General features: G+C 56.1%; 13 protein-coding genes. 10 read left to right on the top strand and 3 right to left on the bottom strand.

Translation table 11 applies throughout. The features are described 5' to 3' along the window. Positions 1-107: 107 nt before the first annotated feature. Positions 108-3,590: an Ig-like domain-containing protein gene (locus RB2501_RS15855; protein WP_015754683.1), complete on the top strand. Its 3,483-nt coding sequence runs from the start codon at positions 108-110 to the stop codon at positions 3,588-3,590. 9 nt (positions 3,591-3,599) lie between these two features. On the opposite strand, the gene RB2501_RS10000 is transcribed toward RB2501_RS15855, so the two are convergent. Together RB2501_RS10000 and RB2501_RS09995 are read right to left on the bottom strand one after the other, a co-directional pair. Continuing rightward, the gene (locus RB2501_RS10000) at positions 3,600-4,550 is read right to left on the bottom strand and encodes a phosphoribosylaminoimidazolesuccinocarboxamide synthase (protein ID WP_015754682.1); all 951 of its coding nucleotides are present in this window, start codon (positions 4,548-4,550) and stop codon (positions 3,600-3,602) included. 1 nt (position 4,551) lies between these two features. Further along, positions 4,552-5,505: a PhoH family protein gene (locus RB2501_RS09995; protein ID WP_015754681.1), complete on the bottom strand. Its 954-nt coding sequence runs from the start codon at positions 5,503-5,505 to the stop codon at positions 4,552-4,554. Positions 5,506-5,629: 124 nt separating this feature from the next. Between RB2501_RS09995 and RB2501_RS09990 the strand changes: the two genes are divergently transcribed. From RB2501_RS09990 to RB2501_RS09965, 6 genes are all read left to right on the top strand, one after another. Further along, positions 5,630-6,460, top strand: a complete 831-nt coding sequence (locus RB2501_RS09990; RefSeq protein WP_015754680.1) for an SAM hydrolase/SAM-dependent halogenase family protein — start codon at positions 5,630-5,632, stop codon at positions 6,458-6,460. Then, complete coding sequence (locus RB2501_RS09985; protein WP_041327182.1) at positions 6,461-6,760, top strand: putative quinol monooxygenase; 300 nt, start codon at positions 6,461-6,463, stop codon at positions 6,758-6,760. It begins immediately after the preceding gene. A 5-nt stretch (positions 6,761-6,765) separates the two neighbouring features. Further along, positions 6,766-7,497: a gliding motility-associated ABC transporter permease subunit GldF gene (gene gldF, locus RB2501_RS09980; protein WP_015754678.1), complete on the top strand. Its 732-nt coding sequence runs from the start codon at positions 6,766-6,768 to the stop codon at positions 7,495-7,497. Further along, entirely contained in the window at positions 7,494-9,161 is a 1,668-nt protein-coding gene (gldG, locus tag RB2501_RS09975; protein WP_015754677.1) for a gliding motility-associated ABC transporter substrate-binding protein GldG, read from the top strand. Before gldF ends, gldG begins: the two co-directional genes overlap by 4 nt. Before the next feature lie 111 nt (positions 9,162-9,272). Beyond that, the gene (gene dnaN / locus RB2501_RS09970) at positions 9,273-10,391 is read left to right on the top strand and encodes a DNA polymerase III subunit beta (RefSeq protein WP_015754676.1); all 1,119 of its coding nucleotides are present in this window, start codon (positions 9,273-9,275) and stop codon (positions 10,389-10,391) included. Positions 10,392-10,404: 13 nt separating this feature from the next. Then, positions 10,405-11,250, top strand: coding sequence for a GNAT family N-acetyltransferase (locus RB2501_RS09965; protein WP_187289160.1), 846 nt, complete (start codon positions 10,405-10,407; stop codon positions 11,248-11,250). Here RB2501_RS09965 and RB2501_RS09960 read toward each other — a convergent pair. Continuing rightward, positions 11,222-11,587, bottom strand: a complete 366-nt coding sequence (locus RB2501_RS09960) for a DUF4870 domain-containing protein (protein ID WP_015754674.1) — start codon at positions 11,585-11,587, stop codon at positions 11,222-11,224. The genes RB2501_RS09965 and RB2501_RS09960 overlap by 29 nt on opposite strands. A gap of 238 nt (positions 11,588-11,825) precedes the next feature. Between RB2501_RS09960 and mnmE the strand changes: the two genes are divergently transcribed. The 3 genes from mnmE to RB2501_RS16445 all read left to right on the top strand — a co-directional run bounded on the left by mnmE (position 11,826) and on the right by RB2501_RS16445 (position 13,810). Further along, positions 11,826-13,214, top strand: coding sequence for a tRNA uridine-5-carboxymethylaminomethyl(34) synthesis GTPase MnmE (gene mnmE / locus RB2501_RS09955; protein WP_015754673.1), 1,389 nt, complete (start codon positions 11,826-11,828; stop codon positions 13,212-13,214). 234 nt (positions 13,215-13,448) lie between these two features. After that, the gene (locus RB2501_RS09950) at positions 13,449-13,685 is read left to right on the top strand and encodes a type II toxin-antitoxin system ParD family antitoxin (RefSeq protein WP_015754672.1); all 237 of its coding nucleotides are present in this window, start codon (positions 13,449-13,451) and stop codon (positions 13,683-13,685) included. Beyond that, positions 13,685-13,810, top strand: coding sequence for a hypothetical protein (locus tag RB2501_RS16445; protein WP_015754671.1), 126 nt, complete (start codon positions 13,685-13,687; stop codon positions 13,808-13,810). The genes RB2501_RS09950 and RB2501_RS16445 overlap by 1 nt, the downstream gene beginning before the upstream one ends. Positions 13,811-13,854: the final 44 nt, after the last annotated feature.

The following is a 13,854-nucleotide window of genomic DNA, read 5'->3' as shown; positions in this document are numbered from 1 at the left end:
ATGGTCCGGGTTTTACCCGGACGGGATCGGAGGCATGAGATTAGGGAACAAATGCGTCAGCGACACGCCGAAAATTTGTGAACTGTTAATGCCCCTAATCCTAAATCATGAGCCCCCGTAACCTACTTCTTTCCCTGACACTATTCGTTTTTGCCACCGCCGGACTCCGGGCCCAGGGCCAGGTAACCGGTGAACTGCAGAAATGGCACCGCATCCAAATTTTGTTTGACGGCCCGCAGACCAGTGAATCTGCCTCCCAGAACCCCTTCCTTAACTACCGGTTGAATGTGCTGTTTACCGCACCGGATGGCCGCGAATTTACCGTCCCCGGATTTTTTGCAGCCGACGGGAATGCCGCTGAATCAAGCGCGACCTCCGGCAATAAATGGGCCGTGCGGTTTTCCCCGGACCAGGTGGGTACCTGGACCTACACCGCTTCATTCCGCACCGGCGACGAAGTTGCCATCAGCCTGGACCCGAACGCGGGTACGGCCACCGGATTCGATGGTGCCTCGGGCTCCTTCCAGATTGGGCTGTCCACGAAATCCGCCCCGGACAACCGGAGTAAAGGCAGACTGGAATACGTTGGCGAACGCTACCTCCGATTCCGGGAAAACGGTACCTACTTCCTGAAGGCCGGTGCCGATTCGCCTGAAAACCTTCTGGCCTATGCCGATTTTGACAATACGGTTGCCAGCAAGACCTGGTCGCCCCACCTCGGCGATTGGCAGCAAGGGGATGCCGAGTGGAAAAACGGCAAGGGAAGGGCGCTTATCGGAGCCGTCAACTACCTGGCCAGTAAAGGGATGAATGCCTTTTCCTTCCTGACCATGAGCGTTATCGGCGACGGAAAGGACGTGTGGCCCTGGGTATCCACCACCCACAGCGGTCTGGATGAGCCCGGCGGCCAGGACGCGGCCAACCGGCTGCGGTACGACGTCTCCAAACTCGAACAGTGGGAAATATTGTTTCAGCACGCCGATTCCAAAGGGATGTTCCTGCATTTCAAGACACAGGAAGAGGAAAACGACCGCCTCCTGGACGGCGGGGAACTCGGGGTACAACGCAAGCTGTATTACCGGGAGCTCGTGGCCCGTTTTGGCCACCACCTGGCCCTGAACTGGAACCTGGGAGAAGAGAACGACCTCTACGACGAACTGGGAGATACCAATAATACGCGGGTCAGGGCTTACGCGTCTTATATCAAATCCCTGGACCCGTACAACCACCACATCGTCATCCACTCCTACCCAAACAGTCAAAGTGAGCTCTACGAGCCCCTCCTGGGGGATTCCGACCTCACAGGGCCGTCTTTGCAGATCCAGATCAATAACATACACCGGGATGTCAAGCGCTGGATTAATGATTCAAAAGCGAGCGGAAAACAGTGGGTGGTGACCAATGACGAACAGGGCGACCACACCACCGGGGTGGCCGCTGATGCCTCCTACGGCGGGGACAAAGGCTCCCGCGGAGACAACCGCTCGGATGTCCGGCACAAAACCCTATGGGGCACGCTGATGGCCGGAGGGGCCGGAGTGGAATACTACTTCGGGTACCAGACGGGTGTCACCGACCTCACTGCCGAAGACTGGCGCAGCCGAAAGACAAAATGGGAAGATGCCAAGCTGGCCCTTGACTTCTTCAACGACTACCTGCCTTTTTGGGCAATGGAGAGCCGGGATGAATTGATATCAAAATCCGGGTCGTATTGCTTTGCCAAGACGGGGGAAATCTACGTGGTATATATCCCGAGTTCGGGAACGGAATCCCTGAACCTCTCCGGGGTGAGCGGCACGTATTCCGTCCGTTGGTACAACCCGAGGTCCGGGGGTTCCCTGAAACAGGGAAGCGTTGCCACGATCAATGGCGGCGGGGTGCGCAACCTGGGCACTGCCCCCACGGATACTGGGGCCGACTGGGTAGCCCTCGTTGAGAAAACTTCAGATTCCGGAGGGGATGGCGGCGGAACCGGTAATTGCGAAGCCGACTTTGAGGAACAAAACGGCCGCGTGATCATTGAAGCGGAGAACCTGGACCTCGCCCAGGGCTGGAATACCGGGAATTCGTTTGCCGATGCAACCGGATCCGGGTACATTGTCTGGAAGGGAGGCAATTCATTCAGTTCGCCAGGGAACGGGACTATCAGCACCTCCATTGTGATCCACACCCCAGGCACCTACCGTTTTGAATGGAGGAACAAGGTGGGGCATGGCACAAACTCCACCGAAGCCAACGACAGCTGGGTCCGTTTTCCGGATGCCGATGACTTCTACGGCGAAAAGAACGGGAGCAGGGTCTACCCAAAGGGTTCCGGAAAAACCCCGAACCCGGCAGGTGCCAGTGCAGACGGGTGGTTTAAAGTCTACCTGAGCGGGACAACGGACTGGACCTGGTCTACAAATACGAGCGACCACGACGCACACCAGATATATGCCGAATTCGATACGCCCGGAGTGTACACCCTGCAGATTTCCGGCCGTTCCAACGACCACCTGATCGACCGGATTACCCTGGCCCTGGCGGGTCAGAGTGCCACCGATCTGTCCCTGGGGGAAACCCTTTGTGAAGGCGGATCGGAAACCGTTGCGGTAACAGGCGTGACGGTTACCCCGGGCGATGCCACCTTACTCATAGGGGAAACCCTGCAATTCACTGCCGCAGTCCTGCCCGCCGACGCGACAAACAAATCTGTCTCCTGGAGCAGCTCGGATCCCTCCGTGGCAATAGTTTCCGGGAACGGAACGGTACAGGCGTTGTCCGAAGGCCAGGTAGAAATTACGGCTACTACGGCAGACGGGAATTTTACCCATTCGGCCCTGCTCACCGTTGAGGCAGCAGACCCTCCGGGTGGGGATACCGGCGACGGCGGTTCCGGTGAAGATCCGGGGAATGACGGCGGTTCCGGTGAAGATCCGGGGAATGACGGGGGTTCCGGTGAAGATCCCGGCAACGACGGGGGTTCCGGTGAAGATCCCGATGGGGACGGAAGCGGGGAAGAGCCCGGCGACGGAGCCGCACAGGCAGCTATCCAGGCCGTCGATGTCCGGCAAACGGAAGGCAGGCCGCTCATTTTCGAATTCGCCCTGAGCCAGCCCGTCAGCGAACGCATTGTCCTGGAACTGGAATTTGTGGACATCACCACGGAGCAATCCGATTACGTTGTCTCTGAGACGGAGCTGGTTTTTGAACCAGGATCGCAGCAGGCGTTCCTGGAAGTCCGGACAATCAGCGACCTGAAGACGGAAGAAGACGAATCGTTTCAAATTAAGGTGGTCCGCGTAGTGAGCGGGCAGGTTACCGTACCGGACATCCTGGCTACCGGGACCATCCTGGACGACGACCGGGATATGAAAGTATCCCCGAACCCGGCTACCTCCTACTCCCTGGTGCAGATGAGCAACGTCCAGGAAGGCACCTACGAGCTGGAAATCTTTGCAGCCTCCGGCCACCTGATGCAGCGGGAAACCGTTACTGCCGACGGGTCTGGCATTGCCTCGGTAACCCTGGCGGGGATGGCCAAGGGCTTGTATATCGTGAAACTCACGGGAATCGACTATGCGTATACCGCCAAAATGCTCGTGAAATAAAATACCCCGCTACGCCCTGAGGTAGCCGAGTACATTTTTTTCAATCCTGCCGGGGATGTCGGAAGTATCCGCCCCGGCAAACGGGACGCCGGTAATTTTTTCGTAGAGTTCGATGTAGCGGTTTGAAACTGTATCGATATAGGCGTCGGTCATTTCAGGCACCTCCTGGCCGGGCTTGCCCTGAAACCCGTTGGCGATAAGCCATTGGCGGACAAATTCCTTGGAAAGCTGTTTCTGGGCTTCCCCCCGCTGCTGGCGTTCCCGGTAACCCGATGCGTAAAAGTACCTGGAGGAATCCGGCGTGTGGATCTCGTCGATCAGCACAATCCGTCCATCCGGGGTCTTGCCGAATTCGTACTTTGTATCGACCAGCAGCAGGCCGCGTTCGGCAGCCAGCTGGGTCCCTCTTTGGAAAAGTTTCCGGGTATAGTCCTCCAGGACGGCATAATCCTCGGCGCTTACCAGGCCGCGTTCCAGGATCCCTTCCCGGGAAATATCCTCGTCGTGGTCCCCTTTCTCCGCTTTGGTGGCCGGGGTGATGATGGGTTCGGGAAATGCGTCGTTTTCGCGCATCCCTTCAGGCAGCGGCACCCCGCATAATTCCCTTTTTCCCGCTGCGTATTCCCGGGCAGCATGGCCCGCCAGGTACCCGCGGATTACCATTTCCACTTTGAAAGGCTCGCAATGCACGCCCACAGCCACATTCGGGTCCGGGGTGGCCAGCAGCCAGTTGGGGACCAGGTCTTCGGTGGCTTGCATCATCCGCGTCGCAATCTGATTCAAAATCTGCCCCTTATACGGGATGCCCCGGGGCATTACCACGTCAAAAGCCGACAACCGGTCGGTGGCAACCATTACCAGCAAATTGTTCTCCAGGTAGTAGACTTCCCGGACCTTGCCCTTGTAAACGCGTTGCTGTCCCGGGAACTCGAAATTTGTATCCGTCAGGGTTTGGGCCATATCAATTCTGGTGTTCGATGGTTTTATAGGCGTCGATGACTTTTTTAACGAGCTGGTGCCGGATGACGTCCTTGTCGTCCAGGTAGATGATCTGGATACCCTTGACATTCTTGAGGATCAGCAGGGCCTCCTTGAGCCCGGAGATCACGCGCCGGGGCAGGTCGATCTGCCCGGGGTCGCCCGTGAGCAGGAATTTTGCATTCTTGCCCATTCGCGTAAGGAACATCTTCATCTGGGCATGGGTGGTGTTTTGCGCCTCGTCCAGTATTACAAAGGCATTGTCCAGGGTCCGGCCCCGCATAAAGGCCATGGGGGCGATTTGGATGGTGCCGTCCTCGATGAACTTGGCCAGGCGTTCGGCCGGGATCATATCGCGCAGCGCATCGTACAACGGCTGCATGTAGGGATCGAGTTTTTCCTTGAGGTCTCCCGGGAGGAACCCGAGGTTTTCACCCGCCTCCACGGCGGGACGGGTCAGGATAATCCGACGGACCTGCTTTTCCTTCAGGGCCTTAACCGCCAGGGCCACGCCCGTATAGGTCTTGCCGGTACCCGCCGGGCCGATGGCAAAAACCATATCGTGTTTGGACATGGCGTCCACCAGCCGGCGCTGGTTGACGGTCTGCGCCTTGACCAACCGGCCGTTGACACCGTGCACCAGGACATCCCCGCTGTTGGCGGGAGAGGCGTAATCCTTGGAGTCGTTGCTGTCCAGAATCCGTTCGATGACGTTCTCATCGAGTTTGTTGTACTTGGTAAAATGCTCGGTCAGCATCCCGAATCGCCTCTCGAACTCCTCGAGTTGCGCAGGTTCGCCATATACCTTGATACGGCTGCCGCGGGCGACAATTTTAAGTTTTGGGAACGATTTTTTAAGCAGTTCAATGTTGGAATTCCGTTCCCCGAAGAAATCCCTGGGGCTGATATCCGTAAGTTCCAGGCTGAGTTCGTTCAAAAAGCAGGTGTTTGAAAATGAGGTGAAAAAGGCAGATTGCCTCCGCTGTTTTTTTGCTTAATTTTGTCTGACAAACTTACGTAAAAAACAGTTTGAACCCTTAAAAAAATATCAACAGCGCCGGATGCCGATCATTACCCTGACTACAGATTTTGGTTTGAAAGACCATTTTGTAGGGACCATTAAAGGAACGATTCACAAGGAGCTCAGGGATGCCGTGATCGTAGATATTTCCCACCAGGTAAACCCCTTCCACATTCAGGAGTGCGCCTACCTGCTTAAAAATGCATACAAGGCCTTTCCCGAGGGGACAATCCATATCGTCGGAGTCGATTCGGAACGCACCCCGGAGACCACCCACCTGGCCGTCAAGGTAGACGGCCACTATTTTGTAACCGCGGACAATGGGGTGATTAGCCTGATCGTTGAAGAAGTCCGGCCGGAGAAGGTCGTGGAAATCAGCCTGCCGGGAACCGTCCAGGATGCGTTTCCCGTGTTGAGCGTTTTTGTGCCCGCCGCCTGCCACCTGGCCCGGGGAGGCACCCCGGAAGTCATCGGGAAACCCTTTGGAAAACTGCGTCACTACAAAGAGTTCGCCCCCCGGGTAACTAACGACGGCGACACAATCGTAGGCAGCGTCATCTACATCGACAATTACGGCAACGTGGTCACCAATATCCAACGTAGCCTCTTTGACGCCTACCGCAAAGGCCGCTCCTTTACCCTGGAGGCGCGAAACCAGAAATTAACCGCCATCCACGACCGGTACAGCGGGTTTATCAATTTTGACCTGGACCGGGCACAGCGCAGGGGCCCGGGCGACCTGCTGGCGCTTTTCAATTCCTCCGGGTATGTGGAACTCGCTATTTACAAAAGCAACCTGAACACGGTTGGGGGGGCTGCGACCCTCCTGGGCCTGGACTATCGGGATACCGTATTCATCAATTTCCAGTAAATGCTTACGCGAATCGTACAAATGACCTTTAAAACCGAAAATATTCCTAGTTTTGAGCGAATTTTCAGGGATTCTTCGGCAACCATCCGGGCGTCCAAAGGATGCCGGCACCTGGAGCTTTACCGAGACATGCATCATCCCAATACGTTTTTTACCTACAGCCTCTGGGATACCGAACAAGACCTGGAGAATTACCGGAATTCGGAGTTTTTTCGGGAAGTCTGGGGAAGGACCCGCCAGCTTTTTTCGGAAAAGCCCAGGGCATGGAGCCTGGGGAAACACAACGAATTTCAATCCTGACAGGCATGTTTGCAGTCTTTAAAAAAGAATTTTCGTCCTTCTTTTCGTCCCCGGTAGGATACCTGGTTATGGGGATTTTCCTGGTAATCACCGGGCTGTTCCTCTGGGTATTCCGCGGGCCGTTTAACATCATCGATTACGGATTCGCCGATCTGAGCCTGTTTTTTTTACTGGCCCCCTGGGCGTTTTTGTTATTGATCCCGGCGGTTTGCATGCGGTCATTTGCCGAGGAACGCAAACTCGGAACCCTGGAGTTGCTCCTGAGCCGACCGGTCTCCACAGGCCGCCTGGTCCTGGGGAAGTTCCTAGGGGTTTGCGCCCTAATCGGGGTCACCCTCCTCCCTACCCTGCTCTACGTCCTGGCCGTCCACCAGCTTGGGGCAACAGCGGGCAACCTGGACACCGGCCTGGTCTGGGGGTCTTATGCGGGCCTGCTCCTGCTGATGGGGTTATACGCGGCCATCGGTTTGTTTGCCTCGAGCCTTACCGAAAACCAGATTGCCGCTTTTATGCTGGCTGTGGCAGGCTGTTTCCTGTTTTATCAGGGATTCGATAGCCTGGCCACCCTCTTCCCCGACGGGGGTACGGCCCTGTTTATCCGGGAACTGGGAATCCGGGCACACTACGAGGCTATCGGACAGGGAATTGTAGACAGCAGGGACCTGCTATATTTTATCAGCCTGGGGGTTTTCTTCCTCTTTTTGACCACCCGGCGGCTAAATGCGTACCGACAATGAAAACGCGCGGATTTTTCAAAAGTTTCCTCATCGGGCTGGCCCTCCTCGTATTGGTCAACCTGGCCGGAAGCCTGGCCTACAAGCGATGGGACCTAACCGAAGACAAGCGTTTTACCCTGGCCCCCGAAAGCGAGGAGGTAGTGGCGGCCCTTGAAGGGCCGGTGGTCATCGATATCCTCCTCGATGGCGATCTCCCGGCCGAATTCGAGCGGCTGCGCCGGGAAACAGGTCTGCTCCTGGAGCAGTTTGCCACCGGTAATCCGGAAATCCGCTATGCCTACATGGACCCCCTGGAAGGCGGGGAAGCCGGGCCGGAAGTCCTCGACCAATTGCAACAATTCGGGCTGAAGCCGGCCAGTGTCACCACAGAGGAAGGCGGCCGCGTTTCCCAGGAGGTCGTCTTTCCCTGGGCGGTAGTCAACTACGGGGGGCGTTCCGAAAAAGTAGCCCTGCTGAGAAACCAGCTGGGGGCCTCCACCGAGGATCGCGTCAACCGTTCCATCCAGAACCTGGAATACGCCTTTGCCGACGCGTTTGCCAAGCTGGGAACTACTACCCGGAAACAAATCGCTGTACTCAAGGGGAACGGGGAAGTCCCGGACAACCGCCTGGCGGACTTGCTCAGCACCCTGGGCACGTATTACAACATCGCCCCTTTTACCCTGGATTCCGTGGCTACCAACCCGCAAGGGACGCTTGCCGCGCTCCGGGATTTCCAGGCTGCATTGATCGTCAAACCAACAGAACCTTTTACCGAGCCCGAGAAACTCGTGCTGGACCAGTATATGGTGGGCGGCGGGAAGACCCTTTGGCTCGTGGACCCGGTAGCCATGGAACTGGACAGCCTGCTCAACGAGGACGGACAGGGGGTTGCCCTGGCGCGCAATTTGAACCTGGACGATTTGCTATTTCGCTACGGGGTCCGAATCAACGCGAACCTGGTTGCGGATATGTACTGTACCCAGATAGTCCTGGCCACGGGCAGCGGTACGGGCTCCGAGTACAATCCATTGCCCTGGGTCTACCACCCGATGGTTTTTTCCCGGGACAACCACCCGATCAACCGGAACCTTGAAGCGCTGAGGATGCAATTTGCCAGCACCATCGACACCCTGGAGAACCCGTACCGGAAAACCATCCTGTATGCTTCTTCTCCCCGCTCACGTGCCGAGGGGACGCCCAAAATAGTCAGTCTGGAACTGGTCCGGGAAGAACCCGATCCGGAGCGATTTGTGCCGGGCAACCTGCCATTGGCAGTACTGGTGGAAGGTGCCTTCCGCTCCGCTTATGCCAACCGGATCCGACCTGTGGACCTGCCGGACTACCGGGAGCAGGGCCTTGAAAACCGAATGATCGTTGTATCCGACGGGGACCTCGCCTCCAACCAGTTGCAGAATGGCCGGCCCCTGGAACTCGGCTATGACAAATGGACGAATAATTTCTACGGCAACAAGGAATTCCTCGTGAATGCAGTCAATTATCTGCTGGAGGATAACGGACTTATAAACATCCGCAATAAGGAGGTGGCTATCCCGCTGCTCGACCCCCGGAAAGCGGCAGCCGAGAAAACCCAATGGCAACTCCTGAATATCGGGCTTCCCATTGCACTGCTCCTGCTCTTTGGCGGCCTTTTCCGGTATATCCGACGGCGCCGGTACGCCTGATTCCTGTTGATAAGTTTGTTTTCCTTCAACCCACATTTGGGATATATTTGTCAGAACACCCAAAAAGAGCCAAACCACCGGGGATTTCCGGCGTTTTAAAGCATTTTTTCAATGAAATTCATAGTTTCAAGCACGTATCTACTGAAACAACTCCAGGTACTCGGAGGCGTCATCAGCAACAGCAATACGCTGCCCATCCTCGATAATTTCCTCTTTGACCTGAATGGCACGAAGCTGACAGTATCCGCTTCCGACCTGGAAACAACCATGAGTTCGGAACTGGAGGTCGATTCCGGGGATAAAGGGACCATTGCCGTCCCGGCCCGGTTGCTGCTGGATACCCTCAAGACCTTCCCCGAACAGCCGCTGACCTTTGTTGTCGAGGACAATAATACGGTGGAGATCAGTTCCAGCCACGGGAAATACGCCCTGGCCTATGCGGACGGGGCCGAATTCCCGAAGGCCGTGGAACTCCCGGACCCGAGCAAAACGGAAATCATGGGGGACATCCTGGCCACCGCTATCGATAAAACCCTTTTCGCCGCCGGGAATGACGACCTGCGCCCGGTGATGAGCGGCGTATTCTTCCAGTTTTCGCCCGAGGGGCTGACCTTTGTGGCCACGGATGCCCACAAACTTGTCAAATACCGGCGGACAGACGTACAGGCATCCGAAGTGGCGGAGTTTATCATGCCCAAGAAACCCCTGAACCTCCTCAAGGGCATCCTGGCGGGAAGCGAAGACCCTGTTACGGTAGCTTACAACGACAGCAATGCGAAGTTCCTCTTTGCCAATACCGTCCTGGTGTGCCGGCTGATCGACGGGAAGTACCCGAACTACGAGGCGGTTATCCCGAAGGAAAACCCGAACAAATTGGTGATCCAGCGCTCCCAACTGCTGAGTTCCGTTCGAAGGGTTTCCATCTTTTCCAATAAAACCACCCACCAGATCCGGCTGAAAATTGCCGGGGCGGAGCTGAATATTTCCGCGGAGGATGTGGACTACAGCAACAAGGCCGAGGAGCGGCTCACCTGTTCCTACCAGGGCGACGACCTGCAGATCGGGTTCAATTCGCGGTTTTTGGTGGAAATGCTCGGAAATCTCGGGTCGGATGAGATTTCCCTGGAGATGAGCCTGCCCAACCGGGCCGGGATACTGACCCCTGCAGACGGCCTGGACGAAGGCGAATTCATCACCATGCTGGTTATGCCGGTAATGCTGAATTCCTGACAGCCTGCGGCCGGTGATCCGCCACCTGCATTTCCACAACCTTCTTTATGAGGAAGACTGCCTGCCCTGGTTTTACCAGGGCGCAAAGGGCCTGCCAGACACCCGGACACCTGCTTCAGGCGGGATATCTGTCGTCCACCTGATTCCCCCTTATTTGCCTGGTGGCGGCCCGCAACTTCAATCCGGATTCAAATCGTACACGTGCAGGTTGCACCGGAGCTACCTGGTCGATTTATCCCCTGCAGAAGAAATCGAAGCGTTTTTGCGGGACTGTCTGGGAAGCCGGCGATATAAGAATTGCCGGCGCCTGAAAAGGCGGTTGGAGGATCGGGTGGATTTTCGTTTTACAGTGCATACTGAAAATATGGACCCGGGGACCTACCGGGAGTTGATGGCCGGGTTGCGAACCATGATCGGACGCCGTTTTGCCCAAAAAGACGTCAACCACGATTCGCTGGGCCGCTGGGAGGACATTGTGCGCCATACCTGGGACCGGATCCGGGATAACCAAGCCTCCCTGATGGCCATTTACGATGGCGACACCCCTATTTCCATCGGATTGAACTACCATCGCCAGGGGGTAATGGCCAGCGCCATTACCGGGTTCGACACGGAATATGAACCTTTTGGCCTGGGCAAACTCATGCTGCTGGAGAAAATTCGCTGGGCCTTTGCCAACGACCTGCGGATCGTAGACCTGGGTTGGGGCGACCTGAAGCACAAAGAGGACCTTGCCAACCGGATGGAGGCCTACCGGACCGAGGTGGTTTACCCGGCCGCCAGACCCCACCTGCGCCTATTGGCCTGGGGCATTGCGCAATTCCTGAGGTTCAAGCACCGAAAAACCGAATGGTCATAAACTGGCTGGGGGCTTCCCCATTGCTGGCCCGAACGGCGTTTACAATGGGCAAAACAAAGCCCAGAACGGCCGCCCCGATCAGTATCAGGATACCGAGCCCAAGGAGCAGGATGGCCGGAATTCCCACGATGATATAAACAATCAGGCTTAACTGGAGGTTTAAGATGGCCTTGCCGTGTGCATCCATGTCCATAACCGTATTGCGGGAACTCAGCCAGATAATCAGGGGGACAATCAGGCTCCCGAAACCAATGATGTAACCGAGCAATTGCGTCAGGTGGGTGACGGTAAGCAGCTGGCGGTCTTCCCGGAGGGTTTGTTGCGATACGAGTTCCATAGTAGTAGCGGTTTTTGATTGATGATTGCAACTTATGGGTCGCAGGACGATCAAAAATGTTACACATATCAGGTCCGCTGAAGCCTACCGGACCCGCGTAACCGACTGCTGGACCCGCATTCCCATAACCAGAACCTTCAACCCCCAGGGGGTCGCGCAGGGTGCGGCGTGCAGACAAATTCATTAATCGTATTTTTGTCGGGCCTGCGCACCTGTGTGGGCCAACACTGCAAACCCGATGGACAGAGACACCATTATTGCACTTGCCACCCCGGCCGGTTCCGGCGCAATCGCCGTATTGCGACTGTCCGGGCCGGAAGCCATCCCATTGGCGGCGGAGAAATTCCGCGCGGCCAGCGGTAAGGCCCTGGAAGATTGTCCCGGGCATACGGTACATCTGGGGACTATCCGCAAGGGGGATCGCATTTTGGACGAGGTACTCGCCACAGTCTTCCGGTCTCCCCGTTCCTATACGGGGGAGGACGTGGTGGAAATATCCTGTCACGGCTCGGTATATATCCAGCAGGAAATCCTGAACCTGTTCCTGGATTCGGGATGCCGGATGGCCAACCCGGGGGAATTCACACTTCGCGCCTTTATCAATGGGAAAATGGACCTCAGCCAGGCCGAAGCAGTGGCCGACCTGATCGCTTCGGAAAACAAGGCAAGCCACCAGATTGCCCTGCAGCAAATGCGCGGGGGGTACAGTTCGGAAATCGCGAAACTGCGGGAGGAGTTACTGCACTTTGCCTCCATGATTACCCTGGAACTCGATTTTTCAGGGGAGGACGTGGAATTTGCGGACCGCGAAGCGTTTTTCGGCCTGCTGGACCGCCTCAGCGCCCTGCTCAAGGGGTTGATAGACAGTTTTGCCCTGGGGAACGTCCTGAAAAAAGGGATTCCCGTGGCCATTGCCGGGGCCCCGAACGTTGGGAAATCCACCCTGCTCAACGCCTTGCTGCGGGAAGAGCGGGCCATCGTAAGTGAAATTGCCGGGACCACCCGGGATGCCATCGAAGACGAGATTGTCCTGGAAGGTATTGGCTTCCGCTTTATCGATACGGCGGGGATCCGGGAAACAGAGGATACGGTGGAACACATCGGTATCCGGAAAACGTTTGAAAAAATGGAAGCGGCCCGGGTGATCATCTACATGGTGGACGGTTCCCGCGCCCACCCGGACCTGCTTGCCTCCTGGTCGGCCGAAATCCAATCCATCCGCGAACGCCACCCCGACAAACCGGTTATCCTGCTGGTCAACAAAACGGATCGGCTTGATGACAAGGCCCGGAAACAACTGGAAGAAGCCCTCCCGGAGGCCCTGGGCATCTCGGCGCGGACCGGGGAAGGACTCGAACAACTCCAGGCATCGCTGCTCGGCCTGGTCAACCGCGGGGTGTTGGAAAACAACGACCCGGTGGTGAGTAATTCCCGCCACTACCAGGCGCTGGTAAAAGCCCAGGAGGCCATCGGGAACGTCCGTGAAGGCATGGAAGCGGGAATCCCTTCCGACCTGGTTTCCGTGGACATCAACGAGGCCCTCCACCACCTCGGGGAGATCACCGGGCAAATCAGCACAGACGACCTGCTCGGCAATATTTTCTCAAACTTCTGTATCGGGAAGTAAATAGTAAAGAATGTTCTGGGAGTACCATGAAAATCGGCGCAAGCATCAATTGGCATAAAGCAGGTCGTGCCCTATTTCGATTTTACTGGCGCTCATATTCCCGAATTCTATAAAATCGAAACGGGCGCCGTGAGCGAAAGTTGGGGTAAGGATTTGGGGTATAGATCATAAAATATCCATATTTGCTAATTTTGGACATAATGCGTGGCTTTAGCCTGAATAAAGTGCGATATCATGAACATCAGTTTTACCAAAAAACAGGAAGAGTATATCTCCAGGCAAGTAGCCTCCGGAGAATACCAGAACAACAGCGAAGTTATCCGGGATGCCCTGCGCCTGCATCAAATCTACCGGGATAAGGTAGTTGCGGATCTTCGGGCAGAAATTGAAAAAGGTATCGACAGCGGCCCAAGCTCCCGTTCCGTGCAGGATATAATCGAATCTAAAGGAAAAACCGGGAAGTCGGCCTGATGACAGCCAAAACCAACCGCAACTACATACTCTCCCAGACAGCCGATCAGGACATCAGTGAAATCTTCGATTATACGGAGGAGGAACATTCCTTTAATCCGGCCATTCGATATTTAATCAAATAAGGAAAGACGCTGTTTATATTGTCCGGGTCCTACATGGAACCAGG

The organism is Robiginitalea biformata HTCC2501 (assembly GCF_000024125.1).
Classification (GTDB): Bacteria; Bacteroidota; Bacteroidia; order Flavobacteriales; family Flavobacteriaceae; genus Robiginitalea; species Robiginitalea biformata.
This window is presented reverse-complemented; position numbering and strand designations above follow the sequence as displayed.

Bases quoted from the DNA above. Each gene is read 5' to 3' on its own strand.
- RB2501_RS15855 (WP_015754683.1), top strand. From the start codon at position 108: ATGAGCCCCCGTAACCTACTTCTTTCCCTGACACTATTCGTTTTTGCC.
- RB2501_RS10000 (WP_015754682.1), bottom strand. From the start codon at position 4,550: ATGGCCCAAACCCTGACGGATACAAATTTCGAGTTCCCGGGACAGCAA.
- RB2501_RS09990 (WP_015754680.1), top strand. From the start codon at position 5,630: ATGCCGATCATTACCCTGACTACAGATTTTGGTTTGAAAGACCATTTT.
- RB2501_RS09985 (WP_041327182.1), top strand. From the start codon at position 6,461: ATGCTTACGCGAATCGTACAAATGACCTTTAAAACCGAAAATATTCCT.
- gldF (WP_015754678.1), top strand. From the start codon at position 6,766: ATGTTTGCAGTCTTTAAAAAAGAATTTTCGTCCTTCTTTTCGTCCCCG.
- gldG (WP_015754677.1), top strand. From the start codon at position 7,494: ATGAAAACGCGCGGATTTTTCAAAAGTTTCCTCATCGGGCTGGCCCTC.
- dnaN (WP_015754676.1), top strand. From the start codon at position 9,273: ATGAAATTCATAGTTTCAAGCACGTATCTACTGAAACAACTCCAGGTA.
- RB2501_RS09960 (WP_015754674.1), bottom strand. From the start codon at position 11,587: ATGGAACTCGTATCGCAACAAACCCTCCGGGAAGACCGCCAGCTGCTT.
- mnmE (WP_015754673.1), top strand. From the start codon at position 11,826: ATGGACAGAGACACCATTATTGCACTTGCCACCCCGGCCGGTTCCGGC.
- RB2501_RS09950 (WP_015754672.1), top strand. From the start codon at position 13,449: ATGAACATCAGTTTTACCAAAAAACAGGAAGAGTATATCTCCAGGCAA.
- RB2501_RS16445 (WP_015754671.1), top strand. From the start codon at position 13,685: ATGACAGCCAAAACCAACCGCAACTACATACTCTCCCAGACAGCCGAT.